Here is a 16,306-nt window from a genome sequence, read left to right as displayed (position 1 = left end):
TTTGTGAAAAATAGCTTATTAATTGCTTGTATTGTTTATACGTTTTTTGTCGTTTACGGCAGTTTGGTGCCATGGCAGTTTAATAGTTTGCCGTTAAGCGAGGCTTGGTTTCGTTTTCGGAATATTGAATATTTGACTTTGGGTATTGCCTCAAGAGCAGATTGGGTTGCTAATATCCTGCTATTTATACCGCTTGCCTTTCTTTGGCTGGGTGTGATTTCCCTAAATCAACAAATTATTGACAGGTGTGTATCATCAGTTGTTGTATTGATGGTCAGTTTTTTACTTTGCTCGACTATCGAGTTTACTCAGTTGTTTTTCCCTCCCAGAACGGTGTCGTTAAACGATATAATCGCTGAAAGCTTGGGGGCTGCAATTGGTGTTTTAGCTTGGTGGATTTTCGGGAAAAAATTTGTCGCATGGTTAGAAAGTTGGCAAATAAATAAAACTAATTCAGTTCCGTATCTGCAAATCTACTTAGGATGTATGTTTTTTTACAGTGTCATGCCGCTGGATTTAACCTTAAGTCCCGTTGAGTTTTATCATAAATGGCATGAAGGGCGCGTTATTTTACTACCCTTTTATGGCTTGAAGGGTGAGGTTTTTCGAGATATATATGACTGCTTGTCTGAGGTTGTATTATGGCTTCCAATTCCTTGGTTATGGTGCAAGCTTAAACCTTTGAGTAAAGCCGAGTTATTAAAAAGAGTTTTATTTTCTGCAGCGATAATTGAGTTTTTTCAGCTATTTGTATACAGCCGGGTTACTGATGTTACGGACATACTGCTTGCGCTAGTGGGTGGTTTTATTGGTGTGCGGTTGGTAGCTTTAGGTTCGAGTGGATTAGCTTTGATCGGAAGCGATAGTGGTTTGAAAAGTTATCAAAGTTATACTGTTTTATGCGCGTATTTAGCGTATTTTTTGTGGATATTAGTTATCGGTTTTGTTTTTTTATACCCTTATGATTTTGAATGGACTTATTTAAGGCTTTCGACTTGGGCCGATAAGTTTCTTAGAGTACCGTTTTACGCGTATTATTATGGTACGGAGTACAGGGCTATTACAGAAGTTTTTCATAAGCTTTTATTTTTTATGCCTTTTGGGATTATAGGTGGTTATGCTTTTCGGTCTACTAATAGCCGTAATCGAGTAGGCATCATTATCTTTTCTACAATAGTCATGACAGCTTTGATTATTGAGTTTGCGCAATTGTTTTTGCCAAATAAAAATGCTGATATTACCGATGTTATTTTAGAGGTCTTCGGAGGCTATCTCGGTTATGTGGTGGTTAAACAGTTACAACTTACTAGGCCTTCTTTACCGGGGCTTAAAAATAATCTGGAAGACGACGTTTTGTTTGTGGATCCAAGATTTAACACTAATTTTTCTGAAGATTCAGATCTGGAGAGGCGTCTAAAAAATAAAAAAAGCTACACTAATGGAAGTTTCCCATTTTTGCTTGCAGTTGGATCAGTATTTGTGATTATTGCCACACTGATATTTGTCAGCGGCTCTGAGTCTATGCCTTACAATGTAAGGGAGTTATTTGCGAAAGAATACCCAATCATTAGTGTTTTAGGCCTCACAATATTGATTTATTGGTGTTTTGCATATCCGCTATTCTCTTTGATGAACATAGTAAAAGCAGATAGGTTAGAAGTCTTTTTTCATGTTCGTTTTTTGGCGATACATGTGCTGATAGCCTGGATATTAGTAAGAGCTATTGTACCGCTAGAAAGTATACATGATGTATTGGGTTCTCCAATTTTGAGTATCCCCGTAGAGTTGGAGTTAGCGTTTCGGTTTTTAGGGTTGTTTGGGGTTTATTCTTTAATAATATTGGCGGCTACTCATACCGCACTTTTTTGGATGGTTTCAACTCGGGAGTTGATACGGATTTTTGTTTTAGGTTTTTTTTGGATATTACTATTATTGCCGTTCGGATATTGGATCGTGGTCATTAAAGCTGCTACGGACAATCTAACAGAGCTAATGGCTAATAGCGGCTATTCGTTCTCGGTCGTCTGTATCGGTATTTATTGTTTTCTGGTCGGTTGGCTGGGTTCGTCTGTTTTATTTTTAACAGTTTTTAATGATTTTCGTCGCGTTGTTATTTTCGGCTTTATATTTATAATTTCTTTCCCCTTAGGCTATCAATTGTTAAGTTGGGGAACTGAACAGTTTGTTCTCAAATATGATACTGTGTTTTCGGCTATGCAATTTTTGTTAAGTACTGACAGAAGTCATTTAATTTCAGGTGGTGTGTTAAGAGCGCGTTTTTTTGTAGCGCATTTTTGGTTAGTGTCATTGGTCTTTACGGCTCAAGCTCCGCTGCTTATGATTTTTCGCAACTTAATTGGGTCAAAATATTCATAGAAAGTAAATTGTCAGGGAGTTTAAGTAATGAAGTATTTAACCAGATTTTAGTTTGCCAAGCGTCTATTTTTTAATTTTTATTCTATTGGCCCAAGTCATATGAGACATTTTGTGATCTGTTTGTTTTCAAATCTATATGTATTTTTGCGGCTGGGTAGCCTTGCATGATATTTAGGGGTTTTCCATTCGCATTTATATTGATGGCGTTTTTGAGCGCATTCTTTACTGACTCGGTTGCGATGGGTGTCCTGGCTGAGTCTGTTTTATATAATAGTAAAGAAAAAGATGACAAAGAGAAGATTCAGGCGGCTCCTGAGGGTATTAAAGATGTTATAGGGTCCGTTGATATCAAAAATGATATTGCTAAAATCCATGAGCACGAGATAGGTGCTGAAAATATTAGAACCAATGTATCCCCGAGCGAATCCGCTGTTGATATTTATTCGGTTTCACGTCCTATATTTCGTCAGCAGGAGAATATTAATAAACCTACTAATTTTTCTTTTGGTGCTCGATATTTTTCTCATGCTAATACTGCAGAAGCTATAGAAATCTATAGTTATTCTGATGATGTGTTTTCGTATAAAAATTTGCTGGACGAAGTGCGAACTGGTCTTGGGGAAGGAATATATAGCAAATTAGTTTGGACGTATTATGATCTTAAAGACTTGGACGACAGGATATACGCCAGCATGGTCGGATATGATTTGAGCAGCAGTAATTTATTGGGAAAATTTCAACAATTTATTGGGGTTGATGAGCATGTCAACGCTATGATCGTTTTCAAGAGTAGTGTTGGGATATCTGGGAGGCCTATCGGTGTTGGGAATGGCGAAAATCAAGATGGCAACAAGAGTTCTAGTTCTAAGGTTGTTCTTGACTTCTCTCAACATAGTTTCGCCAGAATAGAAGAGGTTGACACTGGGCGACTTCAATATATTTTAAAGCACCTAACTATAAAAAACATTGTATACAGTTTGTTGAGTCTAATGGGCGTCGGCATGGTTTGGCGGTTGTTTAGGTTTTTTGTGAAGCAAAACTTAAGTTAATTGCTCGTTTAGAACTGGCGGATTCGAAACCGAAGTGCAACACCTTGATATTAATAAAATATGAGAAATCCCCCTACTCTGCCGGGGAGACTGCGGACGTTTGAATTTAGATGAGTCCATCAAGAAACTCGAAAGTGTGAGCCGCCAAGCAAGCGCAAGAGGTGAGCCTGATGGACTAGAACGTGAGCTTAAGCCACTCCAAAGTGGGGGTGCAAAAATCACGTAGTGTTTACTCCGAAGTCCCGTCGGCGGACCTAATATATGGAATTGCGTCGGCATTTGGGTGAGATTTTTCGAAGGTCGGCCAGCCAAAAGGTAAGCCGGATATTGGAAGGACATTTGATGCCTGATCATGTGCATATGCTGATATCGGATGCTGGGGAAATATGCGGTGTCAGAGGGCATTGGCTACATCAAAGGTAAGAGCACCATTCATTTGACTCGGATTTATGGTGAAAAGAAACGGAGTTTTGTTGGTTAGCACTTCAGGGTATGAGGCTATTTTGTGTCGACCGTGGGTTGTGTTGAAACAATGATTGAGGAGTATATCCGGCATCAAGAGCAGGATGACCAACGGTATAGAACAAATGAACTTTTGGCAATGAGTTGCCGTCTATTGGCGGTTAATGTTGTAGGGCCACGTTCGCGACCCTATTTTCACTGAATGAAATTTGACTGTTGCGAGCTATTCAGTAGTGATTTGTCGTCCCTGAAAAAGCCGAAATTTTTGGTAGAGATCGGCTCTCATGCAATCAATAAGAATTGATCGGTTGATAAAGTTTTCCAAAGCCGAGACAGCGGTAGTAAAAAATAAGGCAAAAAAATCCTCAACCGCCTGAGGATAATACGAATGTTGTGGCCGGCACCGCATAAGATGGCGGGCACCCGAGTTCGACACTTCAGCGCGTAACGAATTGATTCAAAATAAGTGTATTTTAAAACACTCCACCACAAATTGAATTTTAGTCTTATGTCGGCTAGGTTGAAGTCGGTTTCTTTACATGAAGCGCCTTGAATAAATCGGCTTGTTTGGGTGAGATGAACGAAAGTCCGGTGATGGGTGTGGACGCATTCAACCGTATTTGATGGTGTTGGATACGCCGTAATGCTTCCAGAGTCCGATCCGGGGATATTTTTGCGTCGGCGGCTTTCAGTGACTCATGCGCAAGACGCGGTAAAGAATCAGCGCCATGAAACACAGGGTAGCATTAGCGCGAATCCGGTCCGGCAGCCGATGATAAACCGGCCCGATTTCCAGTTCCGATTTGAACACCCTAAAACCGCGTTCAATATCCGCCAGTGACTTATAGCACTGTATAACCTCTTCGGGGCTTAAATCCGGAGTGTTGGTGATCAATACCGTATCCCAAGGCGGTAGCTGTGTTAGAAAAAGACCGTGAATTACTCTTGGCCTTTTACGACTTTCCTGCCGAGCACTGGATACACATCCGGACGACTAACCCGATCGAATCCAGCTTTGCGACGATTCGCCATCGGACGACCCGCACCAAGAACTGCGTGTCCCGCAATACCTTGTTGGGGTTGGTGTTCCAATTGGCGTTAACCGCCGAGAAGAGTTGGCGCAAAATACGGGGGTTTAAACGATTGCCGGATGTGATTGAGGGCATCCGTTTTCAGGACGGCATTGCAATCAAAACGGAACCGGAGAAAACAGAAGAAACACAGCAGATGGCCGCCTGATTCAAATCAGCCATACACCAGATTTGACTATTTCTCGATCGCGCTCATGTTGCCCAGTGTTTCATGGCGCTGAATCTTTACCGCGTCATGCACATGAGACTGAAAGCCGCCAACGCGAAAAAATCCCCGGACCGGGCTCTGGAGGCTTTTCGGCGAATCCAGCATCATCAAATACGGCTGAATGCGTCCACACTCATCACCGGGCTTTCGTTCATATCACCCGAACAAGCCGATTTGTTCAAGGAAGTATGAGTCGTAAGGGCAACTGCTAGGACAATGCGGTGATGGAGCGCTCCTTTCTCAACCTGAAAATGGAGAACGTCTGGCAGCACCATTATGCCAACCATAGCGAGGGCTATCCGCGACATTAACGACTATATCGTCAATTTCTACAACAGTCGGCACTTCCATTGGGCTTTAGGTTACCTACAGCCCAATGGCTTGAGATGAAAATGGCAGATCAACAACCTAGTTGGGTGTCCGAAAAAAGTTGGCCACTATAGCCTGTTAAAATTTAGCCTGTTGATTAGCAAGATGCTTCAACTAATTAGAAGGTGGGTCCCGCAAGTCGCCAATTCGGGTAGTTCGAAGCTTGCTATCCTTGGCGCCGGATGCCACATCCCAGCGAGCACGACGGACTTTTTGGTTTAGCTGAGGCCGCTTGCTAATCAGGAGATTAAATGCGCTAATTTACTTGAGTCGGCGGTTCAAAACTTAGGGTGCGTGCGAGCAGTGAATTTTCTCACTAACCTGCCATGCCCTTAAGCTGTCGAAATTTTTTACAAGGGAGCTTATTTGGCGATTTGATTCTTAAATAAATATCATGAAAAACAATGGCTTGATATTTTGGCATGGTGTGTGCTTTGTTAAAGACAGGAGTCAAGTGTTGGCATCCTTGTAATCAATTATTAGGAGTTATAGTCATGATGGTAAAAAACAAAATTAGTTCTGCGGTAGCAGGAATAGTGCTTGCCGGTAGTATGTTCTCTACAAATGCTTCAGCTGCCCAATTACTTAATTGGCAGTTAGATACCTCGGGAATAGGTGGCTCGAATCAAACTGGCATTAATAATTTGTCATTTAACGGCGCCAGCTATATTGATACCAATGCGAATGCGGGTGATCCGATTGGAACGGCATTCACGTTCACTGATAAAGGGGTTTTCAATGTAGGTCAATACAATAACGGCTCATTCTTCAGCTGGGTAGGTACGAATGAACTGACGGCAAATTTTAGTGCTACCGGCACTGGTACCCTGGGTGGAGCATTTTCGTTTAATGCGGGTGGTACACTAGATCTTTATTTCGCGTCTGGTGCGGATAAAGATTATGGTGCAAATTCAAATACTTATGGTACAACTAACGGTGCTCTTATTGCTAGTTTCACACAATTGGCTGGCGGCGGTGGTTTAGTTAACCCTGATGGTACGCCTACTGCTAATGGTCAAATTACATTGCTGTATCAATCAACTTTCCTAGATCAAAATGTATGGAAAAATAGTTTGGGTACTAGTTTACCTATTCTTTTGACTCTTGGGTTCGTTACTTCTAACGCAGCTAATTTGCCAAATCCAGATGCAAATTTGCAAGCTGCGCTGGGGGGTAATGCAGGAAGCCTGCCGCCTGACTATTTTTATGTAACCAACGGTGGTCAGTTTAAACTTGAAACAGTGCCTGAGCCTGCTACTTTGGCTTTAATAGGTGTAGGCTTGTTAGGTGCAAGCTTTAGAAGACGTGTAGCTTAAATTAGTCTTAGATACCTGTTAGATGAGGCTCATACGTCTTGGCGTATGAGCCTTTCCATTTGATAGAATTAAACCATGGTGGCTGGTGAAGATCCGGCAGCCAGAAGTAGAAAAACCATAGCATAAATACATATTCAGTCTTGTGAATACGGGCAATTTAGCCAAAACACCAAAGGTTCTGTTTGATGAGCTCTTTATTTCAGGACAAGATAATTGGCCTTCTGTGAGTTTTTTTCAGAACTTCTCTACCTTTGCCAATCCGAAACCCGACAATCAATATTTCAGTTTGATCTATTCCGAATAAGTTGTTGATTAATTTTGCATACTGTTCAATCATCCGGCTATGCTTCTCCGAAAATGAATCCAAAGCGTTATGCCTTAATCGATAGTGAAGCAGTGGCAATCCTATGATGGGTTGAAACGCCAAATCTTGATTGGTCGCTTCCAGCCACACGCGTTGCATGGCTGCACCTGCGTGAATAAAACTGTATCTGTCAGCCTTTTTTACAGTAATTTGACCGATTAGGGAGGCGTTACGGCAGTTATTCCAACATTTCATGCCAATGATCCTAGACAAGCCCAAATAGTTGGCGTTGTTCACGAACCACCAGAAGCGCATAAGGGGGAAAAATAGCTTTTCCATAGCATTTAGTCCCAATGTTTCGACGGGCATACCGTCATTTGTGTTGTCGATTTGAGTTTTATTCCACCGAACTTTATCGAAAAGAAAGCGATGAATATCCTGATGTTCAAAAACTATCTGGTCATTAATCATTAGTACCTTGGCTAATTTTTTGACAGTTTCTGGGTTATGGGCAAAATAGGCTTTGACGTCCCCAATAGGCTTTACGGAACTAGAAAATTTTTCGATATCCCCTGATGACAATTCATGTTTGTCATAAGGAAATCGGTTGGTGTAACGAGTAAAAATAGCTTCGTAAAGAGGATCTAATTTAGCAGTTGTTTGGCTAAAGTTAATCCGTGCAACGTGATTTATATCTGTGAGATTAGGAAACAATTCTACCTTAGCGTTAAATCCCAAAACCCCAGCGGCAATTTTTATGTTTTCTACAACAGCACCATGTGCTATGTAAGATGCGACTTGTTGGTAGTTATAATAGGAATCGTCTTTTTCTGCCAGGTTAAACAAGTCTAATTGGGCGAGCTCATGTTTTACTTCAAAGCGCCATGGCTGAACATTATCACCGGATGGGGCTCTAATGCCGGCTTCTATTAATTTTTGTAAAGTTTGCTTGTCCATCATTCTCTCGCTATTTTGTATTAATTAAGTTCGCACATCAGTTTTTATCAAACTTATAAATTGGCGTTTCGCCACGGCGATTGCCAATCTTTGTATTAGGTTTTTATTTCCACCCGGTCTCCAGGTTTTAACCGATTTGTTCCGATAGGCATCGAAATGCAGCCCCCACGGCGCAGCCAACACTTTGCCTCGCTTGAGTAAAATCTTTAACGCTTGCGTTGCCGCAACGCCTGCACACAATTCGCAGGCCATAGGCGTGGATGGGCCTTTATGGTTGATCAAATCGACGGCAGTCTGATCGACCAAATAACCGCGTTGTAACATAGCTGGTGATAGACCCAATAAAAAATTAAGAATTTTGTCGGTTTCAGATTTGCCGTCGAGTTGAAAATATTGTTCAAAAGTCATTTTTCGGGGTAAAAAATTTAGTAAAGCCACCCCCATGCCCAAAGGTGCTGCGGTAATTGCGGGAATGTCGTGCTCTGCGCAATGAGCAAATACGTTTTCCCTGGCAGTAAAGGCAAAAAAATCTAGCGCATCGACATACAAATCAACTCCTGTAAAAAACTCAGTCAGGTTGTCAGTTGTCACGCCTTGATTAAATGAGGTAATGTTTAACTCTGGATTTATATCCATGGCCATCTCGACCATTACATCGGCTTTCGGGATATTCAGATGGGAAACCGTGGCGCCTACCTGACGGTTGAAGTTAGGTAATTCGAATTTGTCGAAATCGGCTATATGAAAAGCGCCGACGCCCAGACGCGCCAAAGTTAATAAATGACTACCACCCACGCCGCCTAAGCCGGCAATGGCTATTTTTTTGCCGCGTAAGACGGCTTGTTCTTCAGTCGTTACCCAGCCGATATTTCGGGAGAACGCTTGTTGATAATTAAATGATGTTGTCACGACAGGCTCCTGTTTCTCTTGTTGGTCGGTTGTACTTTGTTCGATGCTATACTGTCAACCGCGATTTCTCGGGTGTATAAATTTGTGCGGATTTTTGGTTTTGCGAACCCATACAGCGCGAGTGAATAATTTACAGAACAAATTGCTTGCAATTCTTTTTGATCAAGTGCGGGCGTTTTAGTTTTATTTGAATCTAGCTATTAAAAATGGAATCTGTCGTCATTCCGGTGTCAACCAAAATGCTTTTCCACAACCGCCTACGCTTCGCTATGACTGTGGTAGGTATTGCCATTGCGTTTTTTCTGGCCGCGGCGCAAATCGGTTTGTTGGTGGGTTGGGTCAATACCAATAGTGCAATCATCAAACATGCCAATGTGGATCTCTGGGTGATGGCAAAAGAAACGCGGACACTTGACTATGGTACGGCCATTCCCAGGCATCGCATTCAACAGGTCAGCAGTGTAGAAGGCGTTAAGTGGGCAGAAGGCATGTTAGTCGGTTGGGTGAATTGGCAGCATCCTGAAGGCAAGCGCATTACTGTTGAAGTCATAGGCCTTGATGAGAGTAACGCCGGTGGCCCTTGGGCAATGGGATCGGGAAGCGTAGAGTCGGTTCATTTGCCTGAAACGGTAGTGGTCGATGAGCTTTCAAAAGAGGCACTGGGCACGCTGGTTGTTGGGGATGAAGCCGAAATGGAGGGCAAACGCGTTATTGTCGGTGGCTTTTCGCAGGGTGTTCGAACCTTTACTGCTGCACCATTTGTTTTTACATCCCTGGAAAATGCAATTGAATACATCCCCTATTATCGTGACGATGAAATATCCTATGTTTTGGCGCGTATCGAATCCAATACCGACTTGATTGCGGTTCGGGATCGTATTGCTGCGGAGGTGTTGGATGTGGAAGTGTTGACCACCGATAAATTTGCCGAGCGCTCTGTGAAATACTGGATGCTGGAGACCGGAGTGGGGATTACTGTGATCATTACCGCAGTATTGGGTTTGTTGGTTGGTGCGGTCATCATGAGTCAAACCCTTTTTGCGATTACGCAAGACCACATCGCTAATTACGCTACTTTGTTAGCGTTGGGGTTTCATCATAAAACCTTGAGACAGATTGTTTTGGCTCAGAGCTTAAGTTTGGGGGGGTTAGGCATTATTGTTGGTTTGGTTTTGTTCGTGCTCGCCTGTAAGGCTTCTGAGCGTAGTCCGATTCCTTTAGAAACTACACCTTTGATATCTCTTGGGTTGATCGTTTTTTCTTTGCTGTGTTGTATTGGCGCATCTTGGTTTTCAATTCGCGCGATATTCAAGCTTGACCCAGTGATGGTATTTCACGGATGAGAAGAGTTTTATTCTGCCAGGAAATTAGTAAAGATTATGGTAGTGGCAATATTGTCGAACGCGTATTAAAACGAGTCGACCTGGAGTTTTTTGAAGGTCAGGCTTCTGTGCTGATTGGCCCGTCCGGTTCGGGTAAGACTACTCTGCTTTCCATTTTGGGCTGTTTGCTGGCACCCAGTGATGGACAATTACTGATTGAAAATTCAGTTGTAAATTTTTCCGACAAGAGCAGTTTGACTGAAGTTCGTCGACAAAAGTTAGGTTTCATTTTCCAACATGCACAGTTATTGCCGTTTTTATCTATTGAAGGGAATTTGGCGCTTATTGGGCGAAATGCGGGAATGTCATCCGAGGATATAGCCCAGCGTCTGGATAGTTTGCTTAACCGGCTAGAAGTATTCCAAATGCGCAAAAAGTTTCCGAACCAATTGAGCGGTGGGCAACGACAACGTGTGGCTATTGCAAGGGCGTTGCTACACCGTCCGTCAATCGTTCTGGCTGATGAACCGACAGCGGCACTGGATTGGAACACCGGTAGGGCTGTAGTAGAGCTTTTGCTGGAACAGGCTCGTATTGAAAAAGCCGTATTGGTGGTGGTGACCCATGATACCCGCATGCTGCCGTTATTTGATCGAGTTTTATCGATCGCGGACGGTATTCTGACGGAACAGTATCAAACAGCCGCGATTGCTACTACTCTAATTACTCAATCCTGATTTTAACTGGCTTATAAAAAATAGTATGCAACATATCGGTTACCTGTTGGTTGTTTTTACACTAGTATGGCCCTGCCAATGGGTTTATGCCGAACAGGCCAGCATGGAGCAACGGTCAATACAGGGTATAGGTTATGTCGAGCCAACCAGTGAGGTACGCCGATTGGCGTTCAAGCACCCTGGGATTTTGGGTGAATATAAAGTGCAGATTGGGCAGCACGTCAAAACTGGCGACATACTCGCGGTCCAAAATAACACCGAAGAGCAAGCGAATGTCGCTGTGGCGGAAAGTCGTGTGTTGGCAGCTAAAGCTCAATTGGATAAAGTCTTAGCTGGTGTCAACCAGTTTGAAATCAATGCGAAAAAAAGCGCGCAACGCTTTGCTGTGCTAGACGCGGAGTATGCTCGACGAAAGCAGGAGCGTATCGAGCGTTTACAGAAAGGTAGGTTTGCGTCGGAAGATGAACTTGATCTTGCCGGAACGCAGGCCAAACTTAAGCAGGCAGATAGTCAACGATTAGCGGCGGAAACTCAATATCTGACCAATTTTGTGCGTGAAGTCGATAAACAGTTAGCAACGACTGGTGTGGCGCTAGCTGAAGCGGAACTGCATGCGGCGAAACAACGTTTGGCTGAAACGTTTTTGGTTTCTCCTATTGATGGCACGGTATTGGAAAATATTTTGCGCGTAGGTGAATCTACTTATGCGGCAGGTAGTCCTGAAACAGCGCTGTTGATGGGAAATTTGGTCAATTTGCGGGTGAGAGCCGAAATAGATGAAAACTATGCTTTCGCATTGCGTGAAGGGCAGACGGCGTTGATATTTGGTAGAGGCTTGGGGGGGAAGGAGATTCCGGGGCATGTAGGGTTGGTTAAACAGGTCATGGGTAAAAAAACCGTTTTTGCCAAAACCGCTACCGAACGCAAAGATATTGATGTGATCCAGATATTCATAGAACCAGACAAGGCTTTTCAAGCCCCGGTGGGTTTAGAAGTCAATGTTAAAATACAAATTGATCCAAAGATTTGAGGAGGACTTCTGAATGGTTAGATTTTCTGTAGATATTTCTTGATTGCCACATCAAGTTGATTGTTACTAAAGTCTGGGGAGCGACTTAAGTATTGTTGGGTGAGAGAATTATCGAATATCTGTTTGTCTGATAAATAATCTAGAAAGAAAGGAAATGTTTTCGCTATTCGAGACATTTTCTCGCTCAGTAACGGGACGATCAAATCTATCAAGCGGTTAAACGCGGCTATCGGCAGATGGATAATCATTGGTGTTTTGATGCCTCCTTCCTTGAAAGTCTGTCGAACTAGCTTTTGTAATTCTGTCAACTTAATTGCATCTGGTCCCGCGCATAAATGGAAAATTTTTCCGGCACTATCTTGCCGTTCCGAGCTGTATTTTATGGCTGCCGCAACATAGTCGACGGCCACGGTATCTAGCTTTACCTCACCGAGATTGGGTAAGAAGCCAAACGTCCGCCGTCCCGCCAAAAACTCGCAAATATGGTAAAAAATCTGGTAATGGATAATTTTGCCGGTTTTTGAGTCGCCCACTACCATGCTTGGCCTGTGTACTGTAACAGGCAGTTGGTGTAGTTCGATTTGTTCGCGTAAATAATCCTCGGCTTCGGCCTTGGACTGTTCATAAGTGTTGTGAAATTCCCTGGGTTGGGTAATCCAGGTTTCCGGTACCAATCCCGACATTTTTCCTCCAACGCCGACAGTACTGACAAATTCGATTTTCCGTAGTACCCCGGACGTTTGGCAGGCTCGTGCCATCTCGACGATATTTTCGGCGGCGCCTAGTGCGTGTCGCCGCGCCGTTTCCAGTGGCAGATTCATTTTTACTACGCCGGCGCAATGAATAATATGCGTACATTGTCGGGTGATTTCGGAATATACGTCGTCCGGCAAAGCAAACCGGGTTTGATCGGTATCGCCTCGCAAGGCCATGATCCTAGTCCGGGCGTCTTGTGCTTGGGCCGGACCCAGTTCCCAAAAAGCAATGAGTTCTTCCAGGCGTTTTGTCAAATGCTCCTTGCTGTCTGCGCGCATTAGGGCCCAAACTCGGCTATCCGGTTCCTCTAATAGCAGCGGGAGCAACGCGCTACCGATAGCACCGGTTGCGCCGGTGACGAAGTATCTGTATGCCATTAAACTACCTTTTCCAATTTTGATGAATAGTTAAATATGCCCGAATCTGCGCGAGATTGCCTCTGAATGCTGTCGGTTAAAGTTTTAACAATACTATTTCCCGCTTGACGACTATGGGGTGTTTATGAATCGCTGAGCGGGGGTCGTCCAGCGCCTGATAGAGTGTATCTATCCACGCGCTATATTCCCGATAAACGTTTTTCCGTCGAACCTTAAGTGTTCCGGTCAATTCTTGGCGTTCGAATGACAGGCGGGTAAAGCTTAAAACGATTCCGGCAGGACGCTTGTAATTTGGTAATTCGGCGATACACTCGGCCAAGTTCATGGCTAATTCTTGTGCTTTGACTATCGCGGAAGTGTCGTCGAGCGGGCTAGGCATTGCCGTGGTGATCAAACTGACCAAAAACTTTCTACTCTCGCCGAATACGACCGCATGCTCGACCGACGGGGTGTGCTTGAGTAGCGTTTCAATCGCAACCGGCGCGATTTTTCGGCCGGTCGAAGTTTTGAATAGTTCCGATTTTCTGCCTAGCAGTCGAATGTAGCCTAGCGAATCGATTTGTGCGTAATCGCCGCTGGCTAGGTAGCCATCGGCAGTCAAGTGGCGGTCGGGCTCTTGGTTTGCGAGATAGCCGGTGAAAACTCCTTGGCCTTTGACCAGCAATTCGCCGTCATTCCCCAGTGCCACGGTGTTGCCTTTCAAGGGCTTGCCGACCGAGCCGAAGCGAAAGTCCGTAAATCGGTTTGCCGCGATCGGAACGACGTTTTCGCTAAGGCCGTAGGCTTCCAAAGCGATGATGCCCATAGAGTAAAAGCGCCGTAACAAACGTATCGGCATAGGGGCGGAGCCGCTAACCACGAAGCGGAGGTTATTGCCAAATAGGCCGATGAACGCACGGAACAGCCTGCGATTGATTGCTCTGAACAATCGGCCTGGCTTGGAGTCGGTTTCACCGGCGTTTAGGCAAAGCCTGAGCAGTTTGGCGACTAACCTGGGTTGCTTATCGAGTTTCGCTTCCAGCCCTTGGTACAACTTTTCGTAAAAGCGCGGGACGGCAATGAAAATATGAGGGTTGATTTGCGGCAGATAATCGACGACCCGCTGCGGCTTGTTGACGAAATACACTTCGGCGCCGCTGGCGATCGCGCAGAGATTAATAATCCGTTGGAATAAATTCGATAAGGGTAACCAGCACACTAAATGGCAGGGCAGTTGGCTTAGTTCAGGATAGGTATCCAATATCGCTGTTATCGCGGCGATAATCTGTTCGTGGCGGTAAGCTATGCCTTTAGGGGTGCCGGTGGTGCCGGAGGTGAAGACGATGGTGGCAATGTCGTGGGGGCTTATGACGTTCGGTAGGGGCATGGGCTCCGGTCCGTTGGGTGGCATACCGGGAACGGCTAAGAAGGTTAAATTCTCGATAGGCTTAGCGGTTGACCGGTCACCGAAGTGGATCACCGATTGCAAGCGTTCGGTTGTCTCCGTCTTGAACCTATTGAGATGTTCCGCATGATCGATAATCAACACTTTAATGCCGGCAATGTTGACGATAAGCTCAAGCTGCTCCGTTGCTTCGTCAGGGTCTATGCCAACAACAATGCCGCCTAGGGCCAGCACGGCGTGGTGGAGCAATTCCCATTCCAGTCCGGTTGCCGCCATGATGGCGACAACGTTGCCTTTGTCGATGCCGAACGATTTAAGTGTCCATGCCAGGTTAACGACTTGGTGATAAAAGTCTTGAAAACTGGCCGGGGACCATTGGCCGTTATCATCGAGATACCACTGAGTAATGTCGTTAGGTCTTTCGTTAGCTCTGATTATTAGTAATTCAGGCAGTGTTGTCGCTTGTCGAGTCATGCAGTCTCCTTTATGCCGGCATGGGTGGATCGTAAGCACCTTGGGATTGGTTAATGGTTAATTCATGTTCCGATAGATTCAGCCACTCCAGGCTGTTTTTTACCTCGGCCCCTAAAAAAAGCTTATTTCTTATCATGAAATCGACGATAGGAATTAGTAATTTCCATTGTCGACGATTAGCTTTACCTTCGCGGATCAGCGCCGCAAATTCGGGCAGATAAGGGTTGAAGCCAAAATGTTTTAAGTCGGAATACATCAACAACCAATTGATCGGGTAATTGCTGAAAATTGGGCTGGCGTGTTTTCCTGACTTTACTAATCCTAACTCAACCACTTTACGCATAACGTCTTCTTGACTGTACTGCCAAGCATGATAGGGGGCTAAGTAGCGCGGAAACTGGGTGTCTTTGGGGTAGTTTTTGGGGTTGAAAAAACGCGCCAATTCTTGACTGTTAAAGTTGCCGCAGGTTTTGAGGGCTGGAGGAGTCCAATCGACCTCGCAAATAAGTTTTCTGGAAAATTCATAAAACATTCGTTCGGGTTCGGGTTGCCCGGGAGAATATCCGGCAAGTATTAGAGGAATCTTCTTTTCAATAGCCAGTTTTATAGCGTCACCTTCGAAAAGCGGTGCGTAGACATATGAAACCGTATAAACAGCACCTCTTCGTTCTTGATTCGTTAACAAGTGCCGAAACAGTTTTTTGTAAAATATTTTGGATGGTCGGTATATCGCGTGATCGATCTCTAGCTTGTCTAGTGTTCGTACAATATTATCCCAAGCGATCGGTGGGATATTGATGTCTGTGGTAAAAGCCAATACTTTCAGTCCGTATTCGACCTTTAACTTGTATAGTAAGTAAATGCTATCCTTGCCGCCACTAACCGGAACTAAACAGTCGTATTCGCCTTGGTTCTTGCAGGATTGGAGGGCTTGCTCTAGATCTTTTTCTCTGTCAATTCGGTTTTTCTCATCAAGGATATTGTTTTGCGGGTTGAATGCTTCACAAAGATTGCAAACGCCCTTTGCATTTAAAGTGACATCAGGTACATCATCCGATATCAGACATCTGTTACAGTTGGCCACAAAACCTCCTACGCTAGTTGTTTAAAAAGACAGCTCCTTGTGGTTTCAATTTTAGCTTGATTGAGGTTTTTTGATATAAATACTAGGGGCTGTTGCCGTTT

The 16,306-nt window shown here is 44.2% G+C and carries 12 protein-coding genes and 4 pseudogenes; 10 read left to right on the top strand and 6 right to left on the bottom strand.

The window, feature by feature from the left end:
- The first annotated feature begins 3 nt into the window (after window positions 1-3).
- From A1332_RS20175 to tnpA, 3 genes and pseudogenes are all read left to right on the top strand, one after another.
- Window positions 4-2,376 (top strand): VanZ family protein, encoded by a 2,373-nt coding sequence (locus A1332_RS20175; protein ID WP_064010224.1) that lies wholly within the window; start codon window positions 4-6, stop codon window positions 2,374-2,376.
- Window positions 2,377-2,576: 200 nt separating this feature from the next.
- A complete protein-coding gene (locus tag A1332_RS20170; protein ID WP_157204066.1) occupies window positions 2,577-3,425 on the top strand; it encodes a hypothetical protein in 849 nt (282 codons plus the stop codon).
- A 182-nt stretch (window positions 3,426-3,607) separates the two neighbouring features.
- A pseudogene (gene tnpA, locus A1332_RS25085) lies at window positions 3,608-4,030 on the top strand (IS200/IS605 family transposase).
- Between the two features lie 372 nt (window positions 4,031-4,402).
- On the opposite strand, the pseudogene A1332_RS26150 reads toward tnpA, so the two are convergent.
- Window positions 4,403-4,785, bottom strand: a pseudogene (locus tag A1332_RS26150) (IS1634 family transposase); the annotation flags it as partial.
- A gap of 2 nt (window positions 4,786-4,787) precedes the next feature.
- Between A1332_RS26150 and A1332_RS25430 the strand changes: the two are divergent.
- The 4 genes and pseudogenes from A1332_RS25430 to pepA form a co-directional block, all read left to right on the top strand.
- Window positions 4,788-5,126 (top strand): annotated as a pseudogene (locus tag A1332_RS25430) (transposase); the annotation flags it as partial.
- Between the two features lie 63 nt (window positions 5,127-5,189).
- Window positions 5,190-5,378: a hypothetical protein gene (locus A1332_RS25770; RefSeq protein ID WP_197491522.1), complete on the top strand. Its 189-nt coding sequence runs from the start codon at window positions 5,190-5,192 to the stop codon at window positions 5,376-5,378.
- Window positions 5,372-5,576: pseudogene (locus A1332_RS25075) on the top strand (integrase core domain-containing protein); the annotation flags it as partial. The gene A1332_RS25770 and the pseudogene A1332_RS25075, both read left to right, overlap by 7 nt.
- A 473-nt stretch (window positions 5,577-6,049) precedes the next feature.
- Entirely contained in the window at window positions 6,050-6,871 is an 822-nt protein-coding gene (gene pepA / locus A1332_RS20150) for a flocculation-associated PEP-CTERM protein PepA (protein ID WP_064010219.1), read from the top strand.
- A 199-nt stretch (window positions 6,872-7,070) separates the two neighbouring features.
- On the opposite strand, the gene A1332_RS20145 is transcribed toward pepA, so the two are convergent.
- Window positions 7,071-8,135, bottom strand: coding sequence for a nitroreductase family protein (locus A1332_RS20145; protein WP_064010218.1), 1,065 nt, complete (start codon window positions 8,133-8,135; stop codon window positions 7,071-7,073).
- A 21-nt stretch (window positions 8,136-8,156) separates the two neighbouring features.
- A complete protein-coding gene (locus A1332_RS20140) occupies window positions 8,157-9,041 on the bottom strand; it encodes a ThiF family adenylyltransferase (RefSeq protein ID WP_064010217.1) in 885 nt (294 codons plus the stop codon).
- A gap of 206 nt (window positions 9,042-9,247) precedes the next feature.
- Here A1332_RS20140 and A1332_RS20135 point away from each other — a divergent pair, with 206 nt between their 5' ends.
- The 3 genes from A1332_RS20135 to A1332_RS20125 are packed head-to-tail and all read left to right on the top strand — an operon-like array spanning window position 9,248 to window position 12,130.
- Window positions 9,248-10,384, top strand: a complete 1,137-nt coding sequence (locus A1332_RS20135; RefSeq protein WP_064010216.1) for an ABC transporter permease — start codon at window positions 9,248-9,250, stop codon at window positions 10,382-10,384.
- A complete protein-coding gene (locus tag A1332_RS20130) occupies window positions 10,381-11,100 on the top strand; it encodes an ABC transporter ATP-binding protein (RefSeq protein WP_064010215.1) in 720 nt (239 codons plus the stop codon). The genes A1332_RS20135 and A1332_RS20130 overlap by 4 nt, the downstream gene beginning before the upstream one ends.
- A 25-nt stretch (window positions 11,101-11,125) precedes the next feature.
- Window positions 11,126-12,130: an HlyD family secretion protein gene (locus A1332_RS20125; protein WP_064010214.1), complete on the top strand. Its 1,005-nt coding sequence runs from the start codon at window positions 11,126-11,128 to the stop codon at window positions 12,128-12,130.
- A gap of 17 nt (window positions 12,131-12,147) precedes the next feature.
- Here A1332_RS20125 and A1332_RS20120 read toward each other — a convergent pair whose 3' ends face one another.
- From A1332_RS20120 to A1332_RS20110, 3 genes are all read right to left on the bottom strand, one after another.
- Window positions 12,148-13,263, bottom strand: coding sequence for an SDR family oxidoreductase (locus A1332_RS20120; RefSeq protein WP_064010213.1), 1,116 nt, complete (start codon window positions 13,261-13,263; stop codon window positions 12,148-12,150).
- Between the two features lie 76 nt (window positions 13,264-13,339).
- Window positions 13,340-15,121 (bottom strand): AMP-dependent synthetase/ligase, encoded by a 1,782-nt coding sequence (locus tag A1332_RS20115; protein WP_064010212.1) that lies wholly within the window; start codon window positions 15,119-15,121, stop codon window positions 13,340-13,342.
- A 10-nt stretch (window positions 15,122-15,131) separates the two neighbouring features.
- Window positions 15,132-16,205 (bottom strand): hypothetical protein, encoded by a 1,074-nt coding sequence (locus A1332_RS20110; RefSeq protein ID WP_064010211.1) that lies wholly within the window; start codon window positions 16,203-16,205, stop codon window positions 15,132-15,134.
- Window positions 16,206-16,306: the final 101 nt, after the last annotated feature.

The organism is Methylomonas methanica, assembly GCF_001644035.1.
Lineage (GTDB): Bacteria > Pseudomonadota > Gammaproteobacteria > Methylococcales > Methylomonadaceae > Methylomonas > Methylomonas methanica_A.
The sequence above is the reverse complement of the archived record's forward strand: the minus strand, read 5'-3'. Positions and strand labels throughout refer to the sequence as shown.